This window comes from Stenotrophomonas sp. YJH_SMC_123, assembly GCF_059368215.1.
The window spans coordinates 781,338-796,337 of the sequence record NZ_JCAFRM010000001.1; the positions used below are offsets into that span (position 1 = coordinate 781,338).

Below are 15,000 nucleotides of genomic sequence, written 5' to 3' on the forward strand. Positions count from 1 at the left end.
TCCCACAGATGTGCCGACCAACGGTCCTGACCACCCACACCGCCCCGCCATCCCACGGAATGCGGCTCTTGATCTTGCTTCGGCTTCGCCTTCGGCAGGTGCAGGCTGCAAGCCCTGCCGAAAACTCCCTTGGGCGTAGAATGCGGCCATGAGCGAATCCCTTGATAACCACCTGGTCCACGGCCGCCGCCAGCGGCCGGATGGGCCGTCGCCGATCGATGTCATCTCGGTCCAGTCGCAACTTGTGTACGGCCACGCCGGCAACAGTGCCGCCGTCCCGCCGATGCGCGCACTGGGCGTGCGCGTCGCCGAAATCCCGACCGTGCTGCTGAGCAATGCGCCGTTCTACGACACTACGCGGGGCCGCGTGCTGCCCGCCGACTGGTTTGCCGACCTGCTGCTGGGTACCCACGAGCGTGGCCTGCCGCAGCGGGCGAAGATGCTGGTGTCCGGCTACTTCGGCAGCACCGCCAACGGTGCGGCCTTCGCCGACTGGCTGGACAACATCCTGCCGGCCTGCCCACAGCTGCGTTACTGCCTGGACCCGGTGATCGGTGATACCCATACCGGACCCTACGTGGAACCGGGCCTGGAAGCGATCTTCGCCGAGCGCCTGCTGCCGCACGCCTGGCTGGTGACGCCCAATGCCTTCGAACTGAATCGCCTGGCCGGCATGCCGGCACTGGCCGAGGCCGATGCCATCGCCGCCGCGCGCACGCTGCTGGATCGTGGCCCGCACTGGGTGATCGCGCACAGCGTAGGCGGCAACCCGGGTGAGCTGGTCACCCTGGCGGTCGGGCACGAGGAAACCTGGCGCTGGACCTCACCGCTGCTGCCGGTGGACGTGGCCGGTACCGGTGACGTGCTGATGTCGCTGGTGGTGTCGTTCCTGCTGCGCGGTGAGTCGATGCAGCAGGCGATTTCGCGCGCGATTGCCGGCACCCATGCGGCGCTGGAGGCGACCCTGGACAACGGCTTCGAGGAGTTCGACGTGATCGCTGCCGCGCCGGCGGCGCTGGCCGAAGGAACGCGCTTCCGCGCTGAACGCGTGGCATGAGCGGCCTGGATCCACGCACGCCGCGCACGGTCGGCATCGTCGGCAGTGCTGGTGCCTATGGGCGCTGGCTGTGCCGCTTCTTCCAGCAGCACCTGCAGCTGCAGGTGATCGGCCATGACCCGGCCGACCCGGACTCGCACACGCCGGAACACCTGCTGGCGCAGGCCGATGTACTGGTGTTCTCGGCACCGATCCGGCACACGCCGGCGTTGATCGCCGAGTACGTGCGGCAATCGGCGGGCCGCGAGCAGGGCAGGCTGTGGCTGGATGTGACCTCGGTAAAGGAGGCACCGGTGCAGGCGATGCTGGCCTCGCAGGCCGAAGTGGTCGGACTGCACCCGATGACCGCGCCACCCAAGGCGCCGACCCTGAAGGGGCGGGTGATGGTGGTCTGCGAAGCGCGGCTGCAGCACTGGCGGGCATGGGTCGATATGCTGTGCACCGCGCTGCAGGCCGAGTGCGTGCGCGCGACGCCGCAGCACCACGACCAGATGATGGCGCTGGTGCAGGCGATGGTGCATGCCACCCACCTGGCGCAGGCAGGCGTGCTGCGCCAGTACCAGCCGCAGCTGGGCGATCTGGCCGCGATGATGCCGTACCGTTCGGCGTCGTTCGAGCTGGACACGGCGATCATCTCGCGCATCCTGTCGCTGAATCCGGCGATCTACGAAGACATCCAGTTCGGCAACCCGTACGTGGCGCCGATGCTGGAGCGGCTGGTGGGGCAGCTGCAGGCCCTGCAGGTGCAGGTCGGACAGGGCGACGACGGCGCACGGGCTGCATTCCGTGAGCAGCTGCTGTCAGCCAATCGCAGTGCCTTCGGCGAGCAGGCCCTGGCGGATGGCAACTACACGTTCGAACGCGTGGGGTATCTGCTGGCCGATCTGACCGAGCGCAACGCGCTGTCGGTGCACCTGCCGGAGGACCGGCCTGGCTCGCTGCGCGAGCTGTTGAACGTGTTCGAGCAGCATGGCATCAGCCTGGCTTCGATCCATTCCTCGCGCACGCCCGGCGGTGAAGTGCACTTCCGCATCGGATTCGTGGCCGGCAGCGATCCGGCGGCGATCACCCGGGCCGCGGCCGACGTGGACGCCAGCGGCATCGGACGGGTGCTGGGCTGAATTCATCCACAGGCGGTGTGGATGGTTTCTGAGCAAACGTGTGGATAACCCTGCGCAGCCCTTGTCAGGCAAGGCTGTCAAGATGCTTGGTGAAAAATTGATCACGCCTTCTTGTGGAGTCGAGCCGTGCTCGACTGCCCTTGGCAAAGCGCGTGTCGACCGAGGTCGACGCCTACCAGAGCAGGGCGACACGGCCAGTGCCCACCAAGGTGGGCAGCGCTAGATCATCAACCGCAGTTCGCCACCGCTGGTGGTGAACTCGCGGCCATTGCGAACCAGATGACGCCCGTCATCCAGCTCGTAACGCGGCGTGGATTCAGAGTGATGCCCGCTGCCATTCGCCTCGGGCTTGAACTCGATGATGATGTGGCTTTCGCCATTGCTGTCGACTGCAGGGAACTGACGGAACGACATCGCGTACCTCCTTCAGCGGATGCTGCTGATGCGAGGCCAGCTTGGTCCGGCCGATGTTAGCCGGCCGTCATCAATCGATGAACTGCAGTCGTGCCAGTTCAGCGTACAGTCCGCCTTCGGCCAGAAGCTGGGCATGGGTACCTTCGGCCACGATGCGGCCCTGGTCCATCACCACGATGCGGTCGGCCTTGAGCACGGTGGCCAGGCGGTGGGCGATGACCAGCGTGGTGCGACCGGCCATCAGCCGCTCCAGCGCCTGCTGCACGCTGTGCTCGCTCTGTGCGTCCAGCGCGCTGGTGGCTTCATCGAGCAGCAGGATCGGCGCGTCCTTCAGCAGTGCGCGGGCAATCGCCACGCGCTGCTGCTGGCCACCGGACAGGCGCGCACCGCGTTCGCCCAGCTCACTGTCGTAGCCCTGCGGCAACGCGCGCAGGAAGCCATCGGCCTCGGCCGCACGCGCGGCAGCTTCGACCTCGGCGTCACTGGCCTGCAGGCGGCCATAGCGGATGTTGTCGCGCGCACTGGCCGCGAACAGCGTCGGCTGCTGCGGCACCAGCGCCAGCTGCGCGCGCAGCTCGGCCGGATCGACCTGGCGAATGTCGATGCCATCCACGCAGATGCGGCCGCTGGCCGGATCGTGGAAGCGCAGCAGCATCGACAGCACCGTGCTCTTGCCCGCGCCCGACGGGCCGACCAGGGCCACCGTCTCGCCCGGGCGGACATGCAGGTTGAAGTGGTCCAGCGCGGCCTGGTCCGGACGTTGCGGATAGTGGAACACCACGTCGTCGAACTGGATTTCGCCGCGCAATGGTTGCGGCAGAACGTGCGGCTGCGCCGGCGCACGGATCTCGATGTCTTCCTGCAGCAGCTCGCCAATGCGGCCCATGCCACCGGCTGCACGCTGCAGTTCGTTCCACACTTCGGCCAGCGCGCCCACCGAGCCGCCGCCGATCAGCGCGTACAGCACGAACTGCCCCAGCGTGCCGGCACTGAGGCGCCCGTCGATGACATCGTGCGCGCCCAGCCACAGCACGCCAACGATGGCGCCGAACACCAGCAGAATGGCGCTGGCGGTGACCAGCGACTGCGCACCGATGCGTCGGCGCGCGGCGCCGATGGCATCGCCCAGTGCCTTGTCGAAGCGTCCGCGCTCGTAAGGCTCGCGTGCATGTGCCTGCACCGTGCGCACGGCGCCCAGCGTCTCGCTGGCCAGGCTGTTGGCATCGGCGATGCGGTCCTGGCTGCTGCGTGCAACCGTGCGCAGCTTCCGCGCGCCGATGATGATCGGCAGTACCGCCAGTGGGATGCCGAGCAGCGACCATGCCGCCAGCCTGGGGCTGGTGACAAACAGCATGGCCAGGCTGCCGACCACGGTGACGCTGCTGCGCAGGGCGACCGACATGGTCGAGCCGACCACGCTGCGCAGCAGTTCGCTGTCAGCGGTCAGGCGCGAGACCAGTTCGCCGCTGCGGCTGCGGTCATGGAAACCGGCACCGAGCTGGATCAGGTGTGCGTACAGGCGGCTGCGCAGGTCGGCCACGACTTTTTCGCCAAGCAGCGACACGAAGAAGAACCGTGCGGCCGTTGCCAGCGCCAGCACCACCGCCACCAGCATAAGCAGGGCGAAGGCACGGTTGATCTGGCCACCGCTGGTGAAGCCGTGGTCGATCATCTGCTTCACGGCGGGGGGCAGGCTCAGCGTGGCGGCCGAAGAGACCGCCAGCGCCAGCAGCCAGGCGGTGAACAGCCCGCTGTGGCGGCGCACGAACGGCCACAGCGTCCGCAGGCTGCCGAGGCGGCGCAGCGGTGGGGCCGAGGCGGGGGCGTCGTCCTTGTCAGTCATCCTGGTCGTCGTCTTGTATGCGGATACGGTCACGGGTGGCGTCGCGCAGGCGGATTTTCAATGCATCGACCTGATCGGCCGGCAATTCGACCCGCAGGCACACGCCGTTGGCATCGAACTGTTCATCGCGCTTCACGGCGCCGAAGGTGGGAAGGGTGGCATGCAGGGTGCCCAGATCCTCGAAGCCGGCCAACAGCTGCAGCCGGGCCATCGCCACCAGCGGCAAGCGCGGGGCGGTACGCAGGCATTCGGCGGCGGCGCCACCGTAGGCGCGCACCAGTCCACCGGCGCCCAGCTTGATGCCGCCGAACCAGCGCGTCACCACCACCACCACCCGGTCGAAGCCCTGGCCGTCGATCGCAGCCAGGATCGGCCGCCCAGCGGTGCCGGCGGGCTCGCCATCGTCACTGGAACGGTAGTCCTGGCCGTGCCGGTAGGCCCAGCAGTTGTGGGTTGCGTCGGCTACGGCCACCTGTTGCAGGAACGCCAACGCTGCTGCGGCGCCATCGATCGGCGCGGCATGGGCAATGAAGCGGCTGTGTTTGACTTCCAGCGTGTGGCTTACCGGCTGGGCGAGGGTATCGGGCATTCCCGCCATTCTACGGGGTCGCCGGAGGTCACTGCCCGCTTCAGTCGTCCAGCAGCGGGCGCAGGTCGCGCGGCAGGCGCGCTTCCGGATACTGCTGCACATAGCGCTCCAGGCTGGCGCGGGCCAGGTCGCGCTGGCCGTCATCGCGGCGCGCGCGGATCTTCTGCAGCCACTGCCGTCGCGGCAGCTGTGCATCGGCGTCCACCTCGGCCTGCACGGCATCCGCACTGAGCCGCGCGTCGGCGCCCCGGCGCATGACGCCGGGCGCGGAGCGGCTCGGGGCCTGCCGCTTCATCGACGTGATCTCTACCCGATCCAGTACCTGCGCCCGTTCCGCATCGGCAGCGTTGGCCACTGGCGCCTCGGCGCTGCGTGCTTTCAGCGCCCCTGCCGGGGCCGGCGCCAATGCCGGTGCAGGTGCCGAATAGGCAGCCGGTGCGGGAGGCGCGGGCGGTGCCGCTGCCGGTGCGGTGGCCGGACCAGGCGGGAGCGCCGCAAAGGACGTATCGGCGGCCGCATCCGCCGCCATCGATCGTGCAGCCTGGGCCGGAGCTTCAGCAGTCTCGGTCGGCGCAGGCTTGGCTACCCGCGCGACGGACGGCGCCGGGGGAGCGGCAACAGGGGCCGCCTCGGGTGCTGCAGGTTCGGTGGTCGTTTCCGATGCGGCAACCGCGCTGTCGGCTGGACTGCTCCCAGCGGCCTGATCGGCGGCCGCGACGTCTGCCGCAGCGGGCGCCGCGGCAACAGCGGCCTCGCCTGCCGGAACCGGCGGCGGTTCCGGGCGCAGCTGCCAGGCGATGCCGATGGCGAACACCATCGAGGCGGCGATGCCGAACACCGCCGGCCAACGCGGACGTGTGCGCTGCCTGCGCGGCGCCTCGGCGGGGACAGCAGCATCGGCCGCCGGTGCGTGCACGGCAGCGCGCGCCGCGGCCAGGATGGTGGCGTCCAGCGCGGCCGGCGGGGCCTGTTCGACGCGACGGCCGAGCAGGCGCGCCAGCTCGCGTTCTTCCGGCGTCAGCGGTTCGTCTCGGTTCATGCGTTCAATCCCGCACGCAGCTTGTCCATCGCATAGCGCAGCCGCGATTTCACGGTTTCCCGGCCTACGCCGGTGATCTGGCCGATCTCCTCCAGGCTCAGTTCCTGATCCAGCCGCAGCTGCAGCACTTCGCGCTGCTCGGGCGGCAGTTGCTCCATCGCCAGCTGGATGCGGCGACGTTGTTCGAATTCGGAAAGCTCGGCTTCCGGGGTCTGCCCGTCCTCGATCGCGGCCAGGCGCAGGTCGGCGTCGGCCGGTGCGGCAGGGCGATGGCGAGCGGCCCGCCAGTGGTCGTTCAGGCGGTTGTGGGCGATGCGGAACAGCCAGGTGCTGAATGCAGCGTCAGGCTGCCAGCCCGCGCGCGCGCTGATCACCCGCTGCCAGACATCCTGGAAGATCTCCTCGGCCAACGCGTTGTCGCGCAGTTGCCGCAGCAGGAAGCCGAACAGGCGCTTGCGATGGCGTGCATACAGGCTTTCGAACGCGCGCAGGTCGCCACCGGCCCAGGCCAGCATCAAGGCTTCATCGGTTGGCAGTGCGCTGGCTTCCACGGCGTACAGGGTAAGGCCTGCAGGCGGTGGCGCATAGCCGGTGATGGGGGCGGGCAGGGCGAGGTTCATGGCGTGGAAGCGGCTACGGGCAGGAGGAAAAACGTACGGGCGCACGATTCGGGGTTTACGGGCTTCCATTGCCCCCCGGGTGGCGCGCTATGCTCGGCGGCTCAGGGGAGGCGACGCACAGACGGCGCCGAGAGATTGTCATTTGTCCACGCACGTTGAACCGGCGGAAGAGCCACCACACGAGGCCGTGCTGAGCACGGCGCTGGTGCGCGCATTGCATGCGCTGCTGCCGGACTCGGCCGTGGTCCGCGTTGGCTGGGATGACCCGCAGCTGGGCCGCGGACAGGGCGGCTGGCCGGCTGTCGCGGCGGCCGACGCGTTGACGGTGCCCGGCGTGGGCAACGGTTGCCATGGCTGGGAATATGACGGTGCCCGCCTGCAGTTGTCGGTCGAAGGCGCCGTGCCTTCAGCGGCGTGGTGGGGGCTGGCCCGGCAGGCCATGGAGCTGGCGCTGCAGCGCGGTCGCCAGGCCGGGCAGATCAAGGCGCTGGAAGAAGCTGAACGGCTGCAGCAGGCGCTGTTCCAGATCGCCGATCTGGCTGGCGCCGACCTGGAGATGTCGGAGATGCTGCGTCACGTGCACGGCGTGCTTGGCACGCTGATGTACGCGGAAAACTGCTACATCGTCGAGTACGACGATGTCCGCGACCAGATCCGCTTCCTGTACTTCGCCGACCAGGTCGATGACTTCGTCGCCGATCCGTCGCAGAGCCATGACGCCGACGAGATGCCGCGCAGCCTGACCGTGGCGTTGCTGCGCCACGGCAAGCCGCTCAGCGGCCCCTCGCGCGAGTTGCTGGCGCGCGTGGTCGAGCAGGAGCACGACCCGCAGCGTGGACCGGAGAGCCTGGACTGGCTGGGCGTGCCGATGCTGCGCGATGGCCGGGTATGCGGCGCCATCGTGGTGCAGAGCTATGAGCTGGCGGCCCGTTATGGCGAGGCCGAGCGGGCGCTGCTGGGTTTTGTCGCGCAGCACGTGCAGACCGCGATGGACCGGCGCCAGGCGCAGGTCCGGCTGGAACAGCAGGTGGAGCGGCGCACGCTGGAGCTGCAGCGTGCCAACCACAGCCTGCAGGATGAAGTGGCCGAGCGCCGCCGCGCAGAGCAGCTGCAGACCGCGCTGTACAACATCGCCGAGATGGCGATGTCGGCCGACAGCCTGGCCCAGTTCTACGGGCAGGTGCATGGCGTGGTCGGGCGCCTGCTTGACGCGCGCAATTTCTATATCGCGCTGGTGAACGGGGCCGGCAGCGGCCTGGACTTCGTCTACTCGGTGGACGAGCACAACGCCAGCCGTGCGCCACGCCCGTTCAGCCGCGGCCTGACCGAGTACGTAGTGCGCAACCGGCGTCCGTTGCTGGCTTCGCGGCAGCAGATCGACGCACTGCTGGCCAGCGGTGAAGTGCGCGAATCGGGCGCACGTTCGCATTGCTGGCTGGGTGTGCCGCTGCTGCGCGATGACGAGGTGGTCGGCGCGATCGTGGTGCAGAGCTACAGCGAGAACAGCACGTTCAGCGTGCACGATCAGCGCTTGTTGACCTTCGTTGCACAGAACATCGGAACCGGGCTGGCGCGCCAGCGCGACCAGCAGCAGCTGCGTTCGGCGCATGCCGAGCTGGAAAAGCGCGTGGAGGAACGTACCCGCGAGCTGGCCGAGGTCAACGAGAAGCTGCTCGGGCAGATCGGCGAGCGCCTGCGTGCCGAGCAGCGCCTGACCCATCAGGCCATGCACGATGCGCTGACCGGCCTGCCCAACCGCCTGCACCTGCTCGATCGCCTGCAGGATGCGCTGGCGCTGGCCAAGCGCGAGGGTGGGCCGGTGTTTGCCGTGCTGTTCCTCGACCTGGACCGCTTCAAGCTGGTCAACGACAGCATCGGCCACGCTGCCGGCGATCGCATGCTGGTGGAGGTGGCCAAGCGCATCGTATCGATGGCCGGCACCGATGACGTGGTGGCGCGGCTGGGCGGCGATGAGTTCGCGGTGCTGCTGCAGTGTCCGCAGGGGCTGGCACAGGCGCTGGAGTTCGGCCAGCGGCTGTTGCTGGCACTGCAGGAATCGATGTGGATCGCCGGGCGCGAACTGTTCCCGTCCGGCAGCCTGGGCATCGCCTTGTGGAACCCGCGCTACCGGACCGGTGAAGAACTGCTGCGCGACGCAGACGCGGCGATGTACCGGGCCAAGGCGCAGGGTCATGACCGCTGCGCGATCTTCGACGAAGACATGCGCGAAGAAGCGATGCGCAGCCTGGACCTGGAAGCGGATCTGCGGCGTGCGATCAACAACCGCGACTTCGTGCCGTTCTACCAGCCGATCGTGCGCCTGTCCGATGGCGAAGTGGTGGGGCACGAGGCCTTGCTGCGCTGGCGCCACGAGCGTCGTGGCCTGTTGCTGCCCGGGGCGTTCCTGGAGCTGGGCGAGGAAAGCGGCCTGATCGAGCAGGTCGACTGGCTGATCTACGAACAGGTCATCGCGGGACTGGCCGAAGGCGGCCACGGCTATGTCTCGGTGAACGTATCGCCACGCCATTTCCGCTCGGCCGAGTTCAGTGGCCGCCTGTTCGGTCTGCTCGATGCATGCGGTGCCGACCCGCGCCGGCTGCGCCTGGAGATTACCGAGGTGGCGCTGCTGGATGATGGCCCGCACACGCTGCGCATCCTGCAGGGCCTGCGCGAGCGTGGCATCCAGGTGCAGCTGGACGATTTCGGTACCGGCTTCTCGGCGCTGTCCTACCTGCACCGCTTCCCGATCAGCACGTTGAAGATCGACCAGAGCTTCATCGCCGGCCTGCATGGGCCGGAAGTGCAGAGCACGCGCGCGCTGGTCGAGGGCGTGTTGTCACTGGCCCGCACCTTGGGCATCGAAACCATCGGCGAAGGCATCGAGACCGAAGCGCAGCGGCAGACGCTGCGCGAACTTGGTTGCGACTACGGCCAGGGCTACCTGCTGGGCCGTCCGGCGCCGTGGGAGGGCGCGGTGGCCTGAGCCACCGCGCCGGGTCGCCTCAGCGCAGGGCGGAGCGACGCTTCTCGTCGATCCACTTGGAAGCCTGGGCCGGCTGATAGTTCTGCATCCACTCCAGCATTTCCTCGATGTCCGAGCCGTACCACAGGTCCTGGCGCTGGTCCGGATGCAGGAAGCGCTCTTCCACCATGCGATCGATCATGCCGATCAGCGGGGCGTAGAAGCCTTCCACGTCGAGGAAGGCGCATGGCTTGTTGCCGATGCCCAGCTGGCGCCAGGTCAGCATCTCGAAGATCTCTTCCATGGTGCCGAAGCCGCCGGGCAGGGCGACGAAGCCATCGGCGAGGTCGAACATGCGCGACTTGCGCTCATGCATCGAACCGACGATCTCCAGTTCGGTCAGGCCGCGGTGGGCCACTTCCCAGTCGGCCAGCTGTCGCGGGATCACGCCGGTCACCTCCCCGCCGGCGGCGAGCACGGCATTGGCCACGGTTCCCATCAGGCCGACGTTGCCGCCGCCATACACCAGGCGCAGGCCGTCACGGGCGATGCGATCACCCATGGCAATGGCGCGTTCGGTGTAGGCCGGCTTGCTGCCAGCGTTGGAACCACAGTACACACAGATCGATTTCATGGATCTTCCTGTCTCTTGGCCGGAAGCGAAAACGCCCCGTCGCCAACCGCAGGGCGGTCAGGGACGGGGTGTCGGTGGATTATGAGGCCTTGACAGGCCTTCTGTAGAGCCGAGCCACGCTCGGCTGCGCTTCGTTCAGATCGCGGCAAAGGCTGAGTCGAGCATGGCTCGACTCTACAAACGCCAAGCAGGCTTACGCGGCAGCCGCCTGTTCGCGGCGCGGGCCTTCACGCAGGGCGCGGCCCACCATGCCGACCAGCAGGTCCAGCTCATCGCTGTCCATGCCGAAGTGCGGGGTGAAGCGCAGCGAATTCTCGCCGCCGTGGATCACGTTGATGCCGTGCTGGCGCAGCCATTCCTCGGTGGAATTGGCGCCGTAGCACTTGAACTGCGGGGCCAGCTCGCAGGAGAACAGCAGGCCGGTGCCCTGCACCTTGGTGATCAGGCCACCCAGTTCGCTCTTGAGCTGTTCCAGCTTGCGCACGGCCTCGGCACCGCGTTCGGCGATGTTGGCACGCACCTGCGGGGTCAGCTGCGCCAGGGTGGCACAGGCCACGTCCAGCGCGCGTGGGTTGCTGGTCATGGTGTTGCCGTAGATGCCCTTGCGGTACAGCTGCGCGGCGTGCTCGGTCACCGCCAGCACCGACAGCGGGTACTGCGCGGCGTTGAGCGCCTTGGAGTAGGTCTCCATGTCCGGCGGATCCAGGCCTTCGAAGCCCGGGTAATCGACCACCGACAGCACGCCATGCGCGCGCAGACCAGCCTGGATCGAGTCCAGCAGCAGCAGGCTGCCGTGCGCACGGGTCAGCTCACGGGCCACGGCATAGAACGCCGGCGGCACCGAACGGCCCGGGTCGCCTTCGCCCATTACCGGTTCCAGGAACACCGCCTCGATGAACCACTGGTTGCGTGCGGCGTCCTCGAACACCTTGCGCAGGCCGGTCTCGTCGTACGGCGCCACGGTGATCACCGAATCCTCGCCGCGGTAGCTGGCCAGGTGCTGCATGTAGCTCTTGCGGCTGGAATCGGAATACAGGGCAGGGCGGTCGGTACGGCCATGGAAGCTGCCCTTGACCACCACGCGCTTGATCGTGGCGCCGGCGTGGCGCGCGCCCGGGTCGGTCTGCAGCTTGGCGTTGACGTCGGCGATGCGCGCGGCCAGGCCAACCGCCTCGGAGCCGGAATTCAGGCACATGAAGCGCGCGAACGGGCAGCCGCCACGGCGGTGGCCGATCTCGGTGCGCAGGGCCGCGATGAAGCGCTGCTGCGACAGGCTGGGGGTCATGATGTTGGCCATCACCTGTGGGCGTGCCATCGCCTCCAGCACGGCATCCGGGGTGTGCCCGAAGCCGAGCATGCCGTAGCCGCCGGCGTCGTACAGCACCGCGCCCTTCAGGGTGACCACCCAGGGGCCACGCGCGGCCAGCGCCACGTACGGGGTCACTGCATCATCGGCGTAGAAATTGACGAAGCCGTCCTGCATCGCGTCGATCTGCGCCTGTTCGTCCTGCGCCAGCAGCGGCCCCAGGTCGGCCTGCACGCGCGCGAACTCCTCGGCGGCGGCATCCACTGCGGCGATCAGCTGCGGGTGGCGGACGGACAGGGCGGTCAGGGTGGCGTCGTCCAGGCCGGTGGTGAGGCGGGTGCCGGGCTGGGTGCGCAGGGGGGCGAGGCGTTCGATGAAGCTCATTGCAGATCTCCTGAAACGATGGGTCGCACGGGCCTTCAAAAGCAAAACGCGCGTCAACGCGCGCTTGGGGGCAGGCTAGTGCAGCGGACTTCCGACTCGATGCTAGCACTTGTTTTTTTGCGCGATAACCCCGCAAAAACCTGCTGCATAGCAGCATTTTGCGCGACGTTCGCCGCGAAGCACGCCGGCTCGCAGACGCTGGACGTACAATGCGCGCCATTGTCGACCTGTTGCCGCCCACTGCCTTGAAGAAGTCCGATTTCAACTACGACCTGCCGGCCGAACTGATCGCGCAGGCGCCCCTGGCCGAGCGTTCCGCCAGCCGCCTGCTGCTGGTGCCGCAAGCCCCCACCGCGTTCACCGACCTGCAGGTGCGTGACCTTCCGTCGCTGCTGCAGCCGGGCGACCTGCTGGTGTTCAACGACACCCGGGTGATCCCGGCGCGCCTGTTCGGGCAGAAGGCCAGCGGCGGCCGCGTGGAGATCCTGATCGAGCGCTTGCTCGGCGGCCAGCAGGCCCGTGCCCAGGTGGGCGCCAGCAAGTCGCCGAAGGCCGGCAGCCGCATCGCGCTGGATGCCGGTGGCGAAGCCGAGGTGCTGGGCCGCGATGGCGAGTTCTACGTGCTGCAGTTCCACGTGCCCGAGTCGCTGGAGCAGTGGCTGCTGCATGCCGGCCGCCTGCCGCTGCCGCCGTACATCCAGCGCGAGCCGGGCGTGGACGACCGCGAGCGCTACCAGACCGTGTTCGCGCGTGAAGTGGGCGCGGTGGCGGCACCGACCGCGGGCCTGCATTTCGACGAACCGTTGCTGGCCGCACTGAAGGAAAAGGGCGTGGAGCTCGGCCACGTCACCCTGCACGTGGGCGCGGGCACCTTCCAGCCGGTGCGTGCCGAAGACCTGAAGGACCACGTGATGCACCGCGAGTGGCTGAATGTCGGTGCCGAACTGGTGCAGCAGGTGCGGCGCACGCGCGCCGCCGGCGGCCGCGTGATCGGCGTCGGCACCACCGTGGTGCGCGCGCTGGAAAGCGCGATGCGTGATGGCGAGCTGCTGCCGTTCGCCGGCGAGACGCAGATCTTCATCACCCCCGGCTACCGCATCCGCAGCGTGGACGCGATGGTGACCAACTTCCACCTGCCGGAAAGCACGCTGCTGATGATGATCTCCGCGTTTGCCGGCAAGGAGCGCGTGTTCGAGGCCTACCAGCACGCGATCGAGCAGCGCTACCGCTTCTTCAGCTACGGCGACGCGATGCTGCTGTTCCCGCAGGCGGGGTAGCGCGCCCCGGGAGGGCAGGGGCCCCCTGTGGGTGCGCACCTTGGTGCGCACGCCTTCTTGGGAGACAATGGGTAACTATTTGCCCCAATGACCGCTCCATGTCCCGACTGCAGTTCCAGCTCCAGACCCGCGACGGCCGTGCCCGCCGTGGCCGCCTGACCTTCCCGCGTGGCACGGTGGAAACGCCGGCCTTCATGCCGGTGGGGACCTATGGCTCGGTCAAGGGCATCCTGCCGGACCAGGTGCGCGCGCTGGGCGCCGAGATCATCCTCGGCAATACCTTCCACCTGTACCTGCGCCCGGGCCTGGACATCATCGCCGACCACGGCGGCCTGCACGGCTTCTGCCGCTGGGATGGCCCGATCCTGACCGACTCCGGCGGCTTCCAGGTGTTCTCGCTGGCGCACCGCCGCAAGATCACCGAGCAGGGCGTGACCTTCGCCTCGCCGACCGACGGCGCACGGGTCTTCCTCGGTCCCGAGGAGAGCATGAAGATCCAGAAGGTGCTCGATTCGGACATCGTGATGATCTTCGACGAATGCACCCCGTACCCGGCCACCGAGGACGTTGCCCGCCGTTCGATGGAGTTGAGCCTGCGCTGGGCGCAGCGCAGCCGCAACGCGCATGACGAACTGGGCAACGACGCGGCCCTGTTCGGCATCGTCCAGGGCGGCGTGCATACCGACCTGCGCAGCCGCTCGGCCGACGCCCTGCAGGCGATCGGCTTCGACGGCTACGCCATCGGCGGCCTGGCCGTGGGCGAGCCGGAGCACGAGCGCAACGCCATGCTCGACCACCTGGACCCGGAGCTGCCGGGCGACCGCCCGCGCTACCTGATGGGCGTGGGCCGGCCGGAGGACCTGGTCGAGGGTGTCGCACGTGGCGTGGACATGTTCGATTGCGTGATGCCGACCCGCAACGCCCGCAACGGCCACTATTTCACCTCGTTCGGCACCGTCCGCATCCGCAACTCCCAGTACGCGCGGGACATGGACCCGATCGAGCCGGGTTGTGGCTGCGTGGCCTGCACCGGCGGCTACACCCGTTCCTACCTGCGCCACCTGGACCGCTGCAACGAGATGCTGGCGCCGATGCTGGGCACCCTGCACAACCTGTTCTACTACGAAAAGCTGATGGCCGACATCCGCGCGGCGATCGAGGCGGGAACCTTCCTGGCCTTCCGTGAGTCCTTCTACGCGGCACGCGGGGCGGTGGCCCCGCCGCTGTAACCCGAACGCCCCCTGCCAAACGGCCCAAGGACGAACGCCCGGGGCCGTGGCATACTTCAAGGCTGACCCAGATCCGCGGTCGACACCCCCGTCCCTGAAGGGACGGGAGCGCCGCCCAACCAAAGGACCAACGATGAACCTGCTTGCTTTCCTGATTCCCGCCGCCCACGCCCAGGCCGCCGGCGGCCAACCGCAGGGCATGGGCCTGACCACGCTGCTGTTCCCGATCATCCTGATCGCCATCATGTACTTCCTGATGATCCGCCCGCAGATGAAGCGGCAGAAGGAACACAAGTCCATGCTGGAGAAGATCAAGCGTGGCGACGAAGTGCTGACCAACGGTGGCATCGCCGGCAAGGTCACCGACATCGGCGACAACTTCATCACCATCGAAGTGGCCGAGAACGTGCGCATCCGCGTGCAGAAGGGCGCTGTCGGCAGCGTGCTGCCGACCGGCACCCTGGATTCGGCCAAGTAAGCCACTCCCTTTCCGAAGCACAACCGCGGCGCCGGGGATGGCGCCGC

General features: G+C 68.3%; 13 protein-coding genes. 6 read left to right on the plus strand and 7 right to left on the minus strand.

Features of this window, described 5'->3' with window-relative positions:
- Window positions 1–148 precede the first annotated feature (148 nt).
- Window positions 149–1,057, plus strand: a complete 909-nt coding sequence (gene pdxY / locus AC5P5W_RS03730) for a pyridoxal kinase (protein WP_197575182.1) — start codon at window positions 149–151, stop codon at window positions 1,055–1,057.
- Complete coding sequence (locus tag AC5P5W_RS03735) at window positions 1,054–2,178, plus strand: prephenate dehydrogenase (RefSeq protein WP_014646817.1); 1,125 nt, start codon at window positions 1,054–1,056, stop codon at window positions 2,176–2,178. The genes pdxY and AC5P5W_RS03735 overlap by 4 nt, the downstream gene beginning before the upstream one ends.
- Window positions 2,179–2,397: 219 nt before the next feature.
- Here the strand turns inward: AC5P5W_RS03735 and AC5P5W_RS03740 are convergent, their stop codons facing one another.
- From AC5P5W_RS03740 to AC5P5W_RS03760, 5 genes are all read right to left on the minus strand, one after another.
- Window positions 2,398–2,592: a hypothetical protein gene (locus tag AC5P5W_RS03740; RefSeq protein WP_014646818.1), complete on the minus strand. Its 195-nt coding sequence runs from the start codon at window positions 2,590–2,592 to the stop codon at window positions 2,398–2,400.
- 70 nt (window positions 2,593–2,662) lie between these two features.
- Entirely contained in the window at window positions 2,663–4,435 is a 1,773-nt protein-coding gene (locus tag AC5P5W_RS03745) for an ABC transporter transmembrane domain-containing protein (RefSeq protein ID WP_197575184.1), read from the minus strand.
- Complete coding sequence (locus tag AC5P5W_RS03750) at window positions 4,428–5,024, minus strand: IMPACT family protein (protein ID WP_049441897.1); 597 nt, start codon at window positions 5,022–5,024, stop codon at window positions 4,428–4,430. Before AC5P5W_RS03750 ends, AC5P5W_RS03745 begins: the two co-directional genes overlap by 8 nt.
- Window positions 5,025–5,064: 40 nt before the next feature.
- Complete coding sequence (locus tag AC5P5W_RS03755; RefSeq protein ID WP_197575186.1) at window positions 5,065–6,063, minus strand: hypothetical protein; 999 nt, start codon at window positions 6,061–6,063, stop codon at window positions 5,065–5,067.
- Window positions 6,060–6,578: an RNA polymerase sigma factor gene (locus tag AC5P5W_RS03760; RefSeq protein ID WP_229653773.1), complete on the minus strand. Its 519-nt coding sequence runs from the start codon at window positions 6,576–6,578 to the stop codon at window positions 6,060–6,062. Before AC5P5W_RS03760 ends, AC5P5W_RS03755 begins: the two co-directional genes overlap by 4 nt.
- Before the next feature lie 247 nt (window positions 6,579–6,825).
- Between AC5P5W_RS03760 and AC5P5W_RS03765 the strand changes: the two genes are divergently transcribed.
- The gene (locus AC5P5W_RS03765) at window positions 6,826–9,666 is read left to right on the plus strand and encodes a bifunctional diguanylate cyclase/phosphodiesterase (RefSeq protein ID WP_046430168.1); all 2,841 of its coding nucleotides are present in this window, start codon (window positions 6,826–6,828) and stop codon (window positions 9,664–9,666) included.
- 19 nt (window positions 9,667–9,685) lie between these two features.
- On the opposite strand, the gene AC5P5W_RS03770 is transcribed toward AC5P5W_RS03765, so the two are convergent.
- Window positions 9,686–10,279 (minus strand): TIGR00730 family Rossman fold protein, encoded by a 594-nt coding sequence (locus AC5P5W_RS03770; RefSeq protein WP_197575190.1) that lies wholly within the window; start codon window positions 10,277–10,279, stop codon window positions 9,686–9,688.
- A gap of 193 nt (window positions 10,280–10,472) precedes the next feature.
- The gene (locus tag AC5P5W_RS03775) at window positions 10,473–11,969 is read right to left on the minus strand and encodes an aminotransferase class III-fold pyridoxal phosphate-dependent enzyme (protein WP_142234598.1); all 1,497 of its coding nucleotides are present in this window, start codon (window positions 11,967–11,969) and stop codon (window positions 10,473–10,475) included.
- A 209-nt stretch (window positions 11,970–12,178) separates the two neighbouring features.
- On the opposite strand from AC5P5W_RS03775, the gene queA reads away from it, so the two are divergent.
- From queA to yajC, 3 genes are all read left to right on the plus strand, one after another.
- Window positions 12,179–13,246, plus strand: coding sequence for a tRNA preQ1(34) S-adenosylmethionine ribosyltransferase-isomerase QueA (gene queA / locus AC5P5W_RS03780; RefSeq protein WP_197575192.1), 1,068 nt, complete (start codon window positions 12,179–12,181; stop codon window positions 13,244–13,246).
- A 98-nt stretch (window positions 13,247–13,344) separates the two neighbouring features.
- Window positions 13,345–14,475, plus strand: a complete 1,131-nt coding sequence (gene tgt / locus AC5P5W_RS03785; RefSeq protein WP_014646826.1) for a tRNA guanosine(34) transglycosylase Tgt — start codon at window positions 13,345–13,347, stop codon at window positions 14,473–14,475.
- A 133-nt stretch (window positions 14,476–14,608) separates the two neighbouring features.
- Window positions 14,609–14,953: a preprotein translocase subunit YajC gene (gene yajC, locus AC5P5W_RS03790; RefSeq protein WP_014036867.1), complete on the plus strand. Its 345-nt coding sequence runs from the start codon at window positions 14,609–14,611 to the stop codon at window positions 14,951–14,953.
- Window positions 14,954–15,000 lie beyond the last annotated feature (47 nt).

What these genes read in the sequence shown, in the direction of transcription:
- pdxY (WP_197575182.1), top strand. Translation starts at nt 149, where the DNA reads ATGAGCGAATCCCTTGATAACCACCTGGTCCACGGCCGCCGCCAGCGG.
- tgt (WP_014646826.1), top strand. Translation starts at nt 13,345, where the DNA reads ATGTCCCGACTGCAGTTCCAGCTCCAGACCCGCGACGGCCGTGCCCGC.
- AC5P5W_RS03735 (WP_014646817.1), top strand. Translation starts at nt 1,054, where the DNA reads ATGAGCGGCCTGGATCCACGCACGCCGCGCACGGTCGGCATCGTCGGC.
- AC5P5W_RS03760 (WP_229653773.1), bottom strand. Translation starts at nt 6,578, where the DNA reads ATGCTGGCCTGGGCCGGTGGCGACCTGCGCGCGTTCGAAAGCCTGTAT.
- AC5P5W_RS03740 (WP_014646818.1), bottom strand. Translation starts at nt 2,592, where the DNA reads ATGTCGTTCCGTCAGTTCCCTGCAGTCGACAGCAATGGCGAAAGCCAC.
- queA (WP_197575192.1), top strand. Translation starts at nt 12,179, where the DNA reads ATGCGCGCCATTGTCGACCTGTTGCCGCCCACTGCCTTGAAGAAGTCC.
- AC5P5W_RS03775 (WP_142234598.1), bottom strand. Translation starts at nt 11,969, where the DNA reads ATGAGCTTCATCGAACGCCTCGCCCCCCTGCGCACCCAGCCCGGCACC.
- AC5P5W_RS03770 (WP_197575190.1), bottom strand. Translation starts at nt 10,279, where the DNA reads ATGAAATCGATCTGTGTGTACTGTGGTTCCAACGCTGGCAGCAAGCCG.
- AC5P5W_RS03745 (WP_197575184.1), bottom strand. Translation starts at nt 4,435, where the DNA reads ATGACTGACAAGGACGACGCCCCCGCCTCGGCCCCACCGCTGCGCCGC.
- AC5P5W_RS03750 (WP_049441897.1), bottom strand. Translation starts at nt 5,024, where the DNA reads ATGCCCGATACCCTCGCCCAGCCGGTAAGCCACACGCTGGAAGTCAAA.
- yajC (WP_014036867.1), top strand. Translation starts at nt 14,609, where the DNA reads ATGAACCTGCTTGCTTTCCTGATTCCCGCCGCCCACGCCCAGGCCGCC.
- AC5P5W_RS03755 (WP_197575186.1), bottom strand. Translation starts at nt 6,063, where the DNA reads ATGAACCGAGACGAACCGCTGACGCCGGAAGAACGCGAGCTGGCGCGC.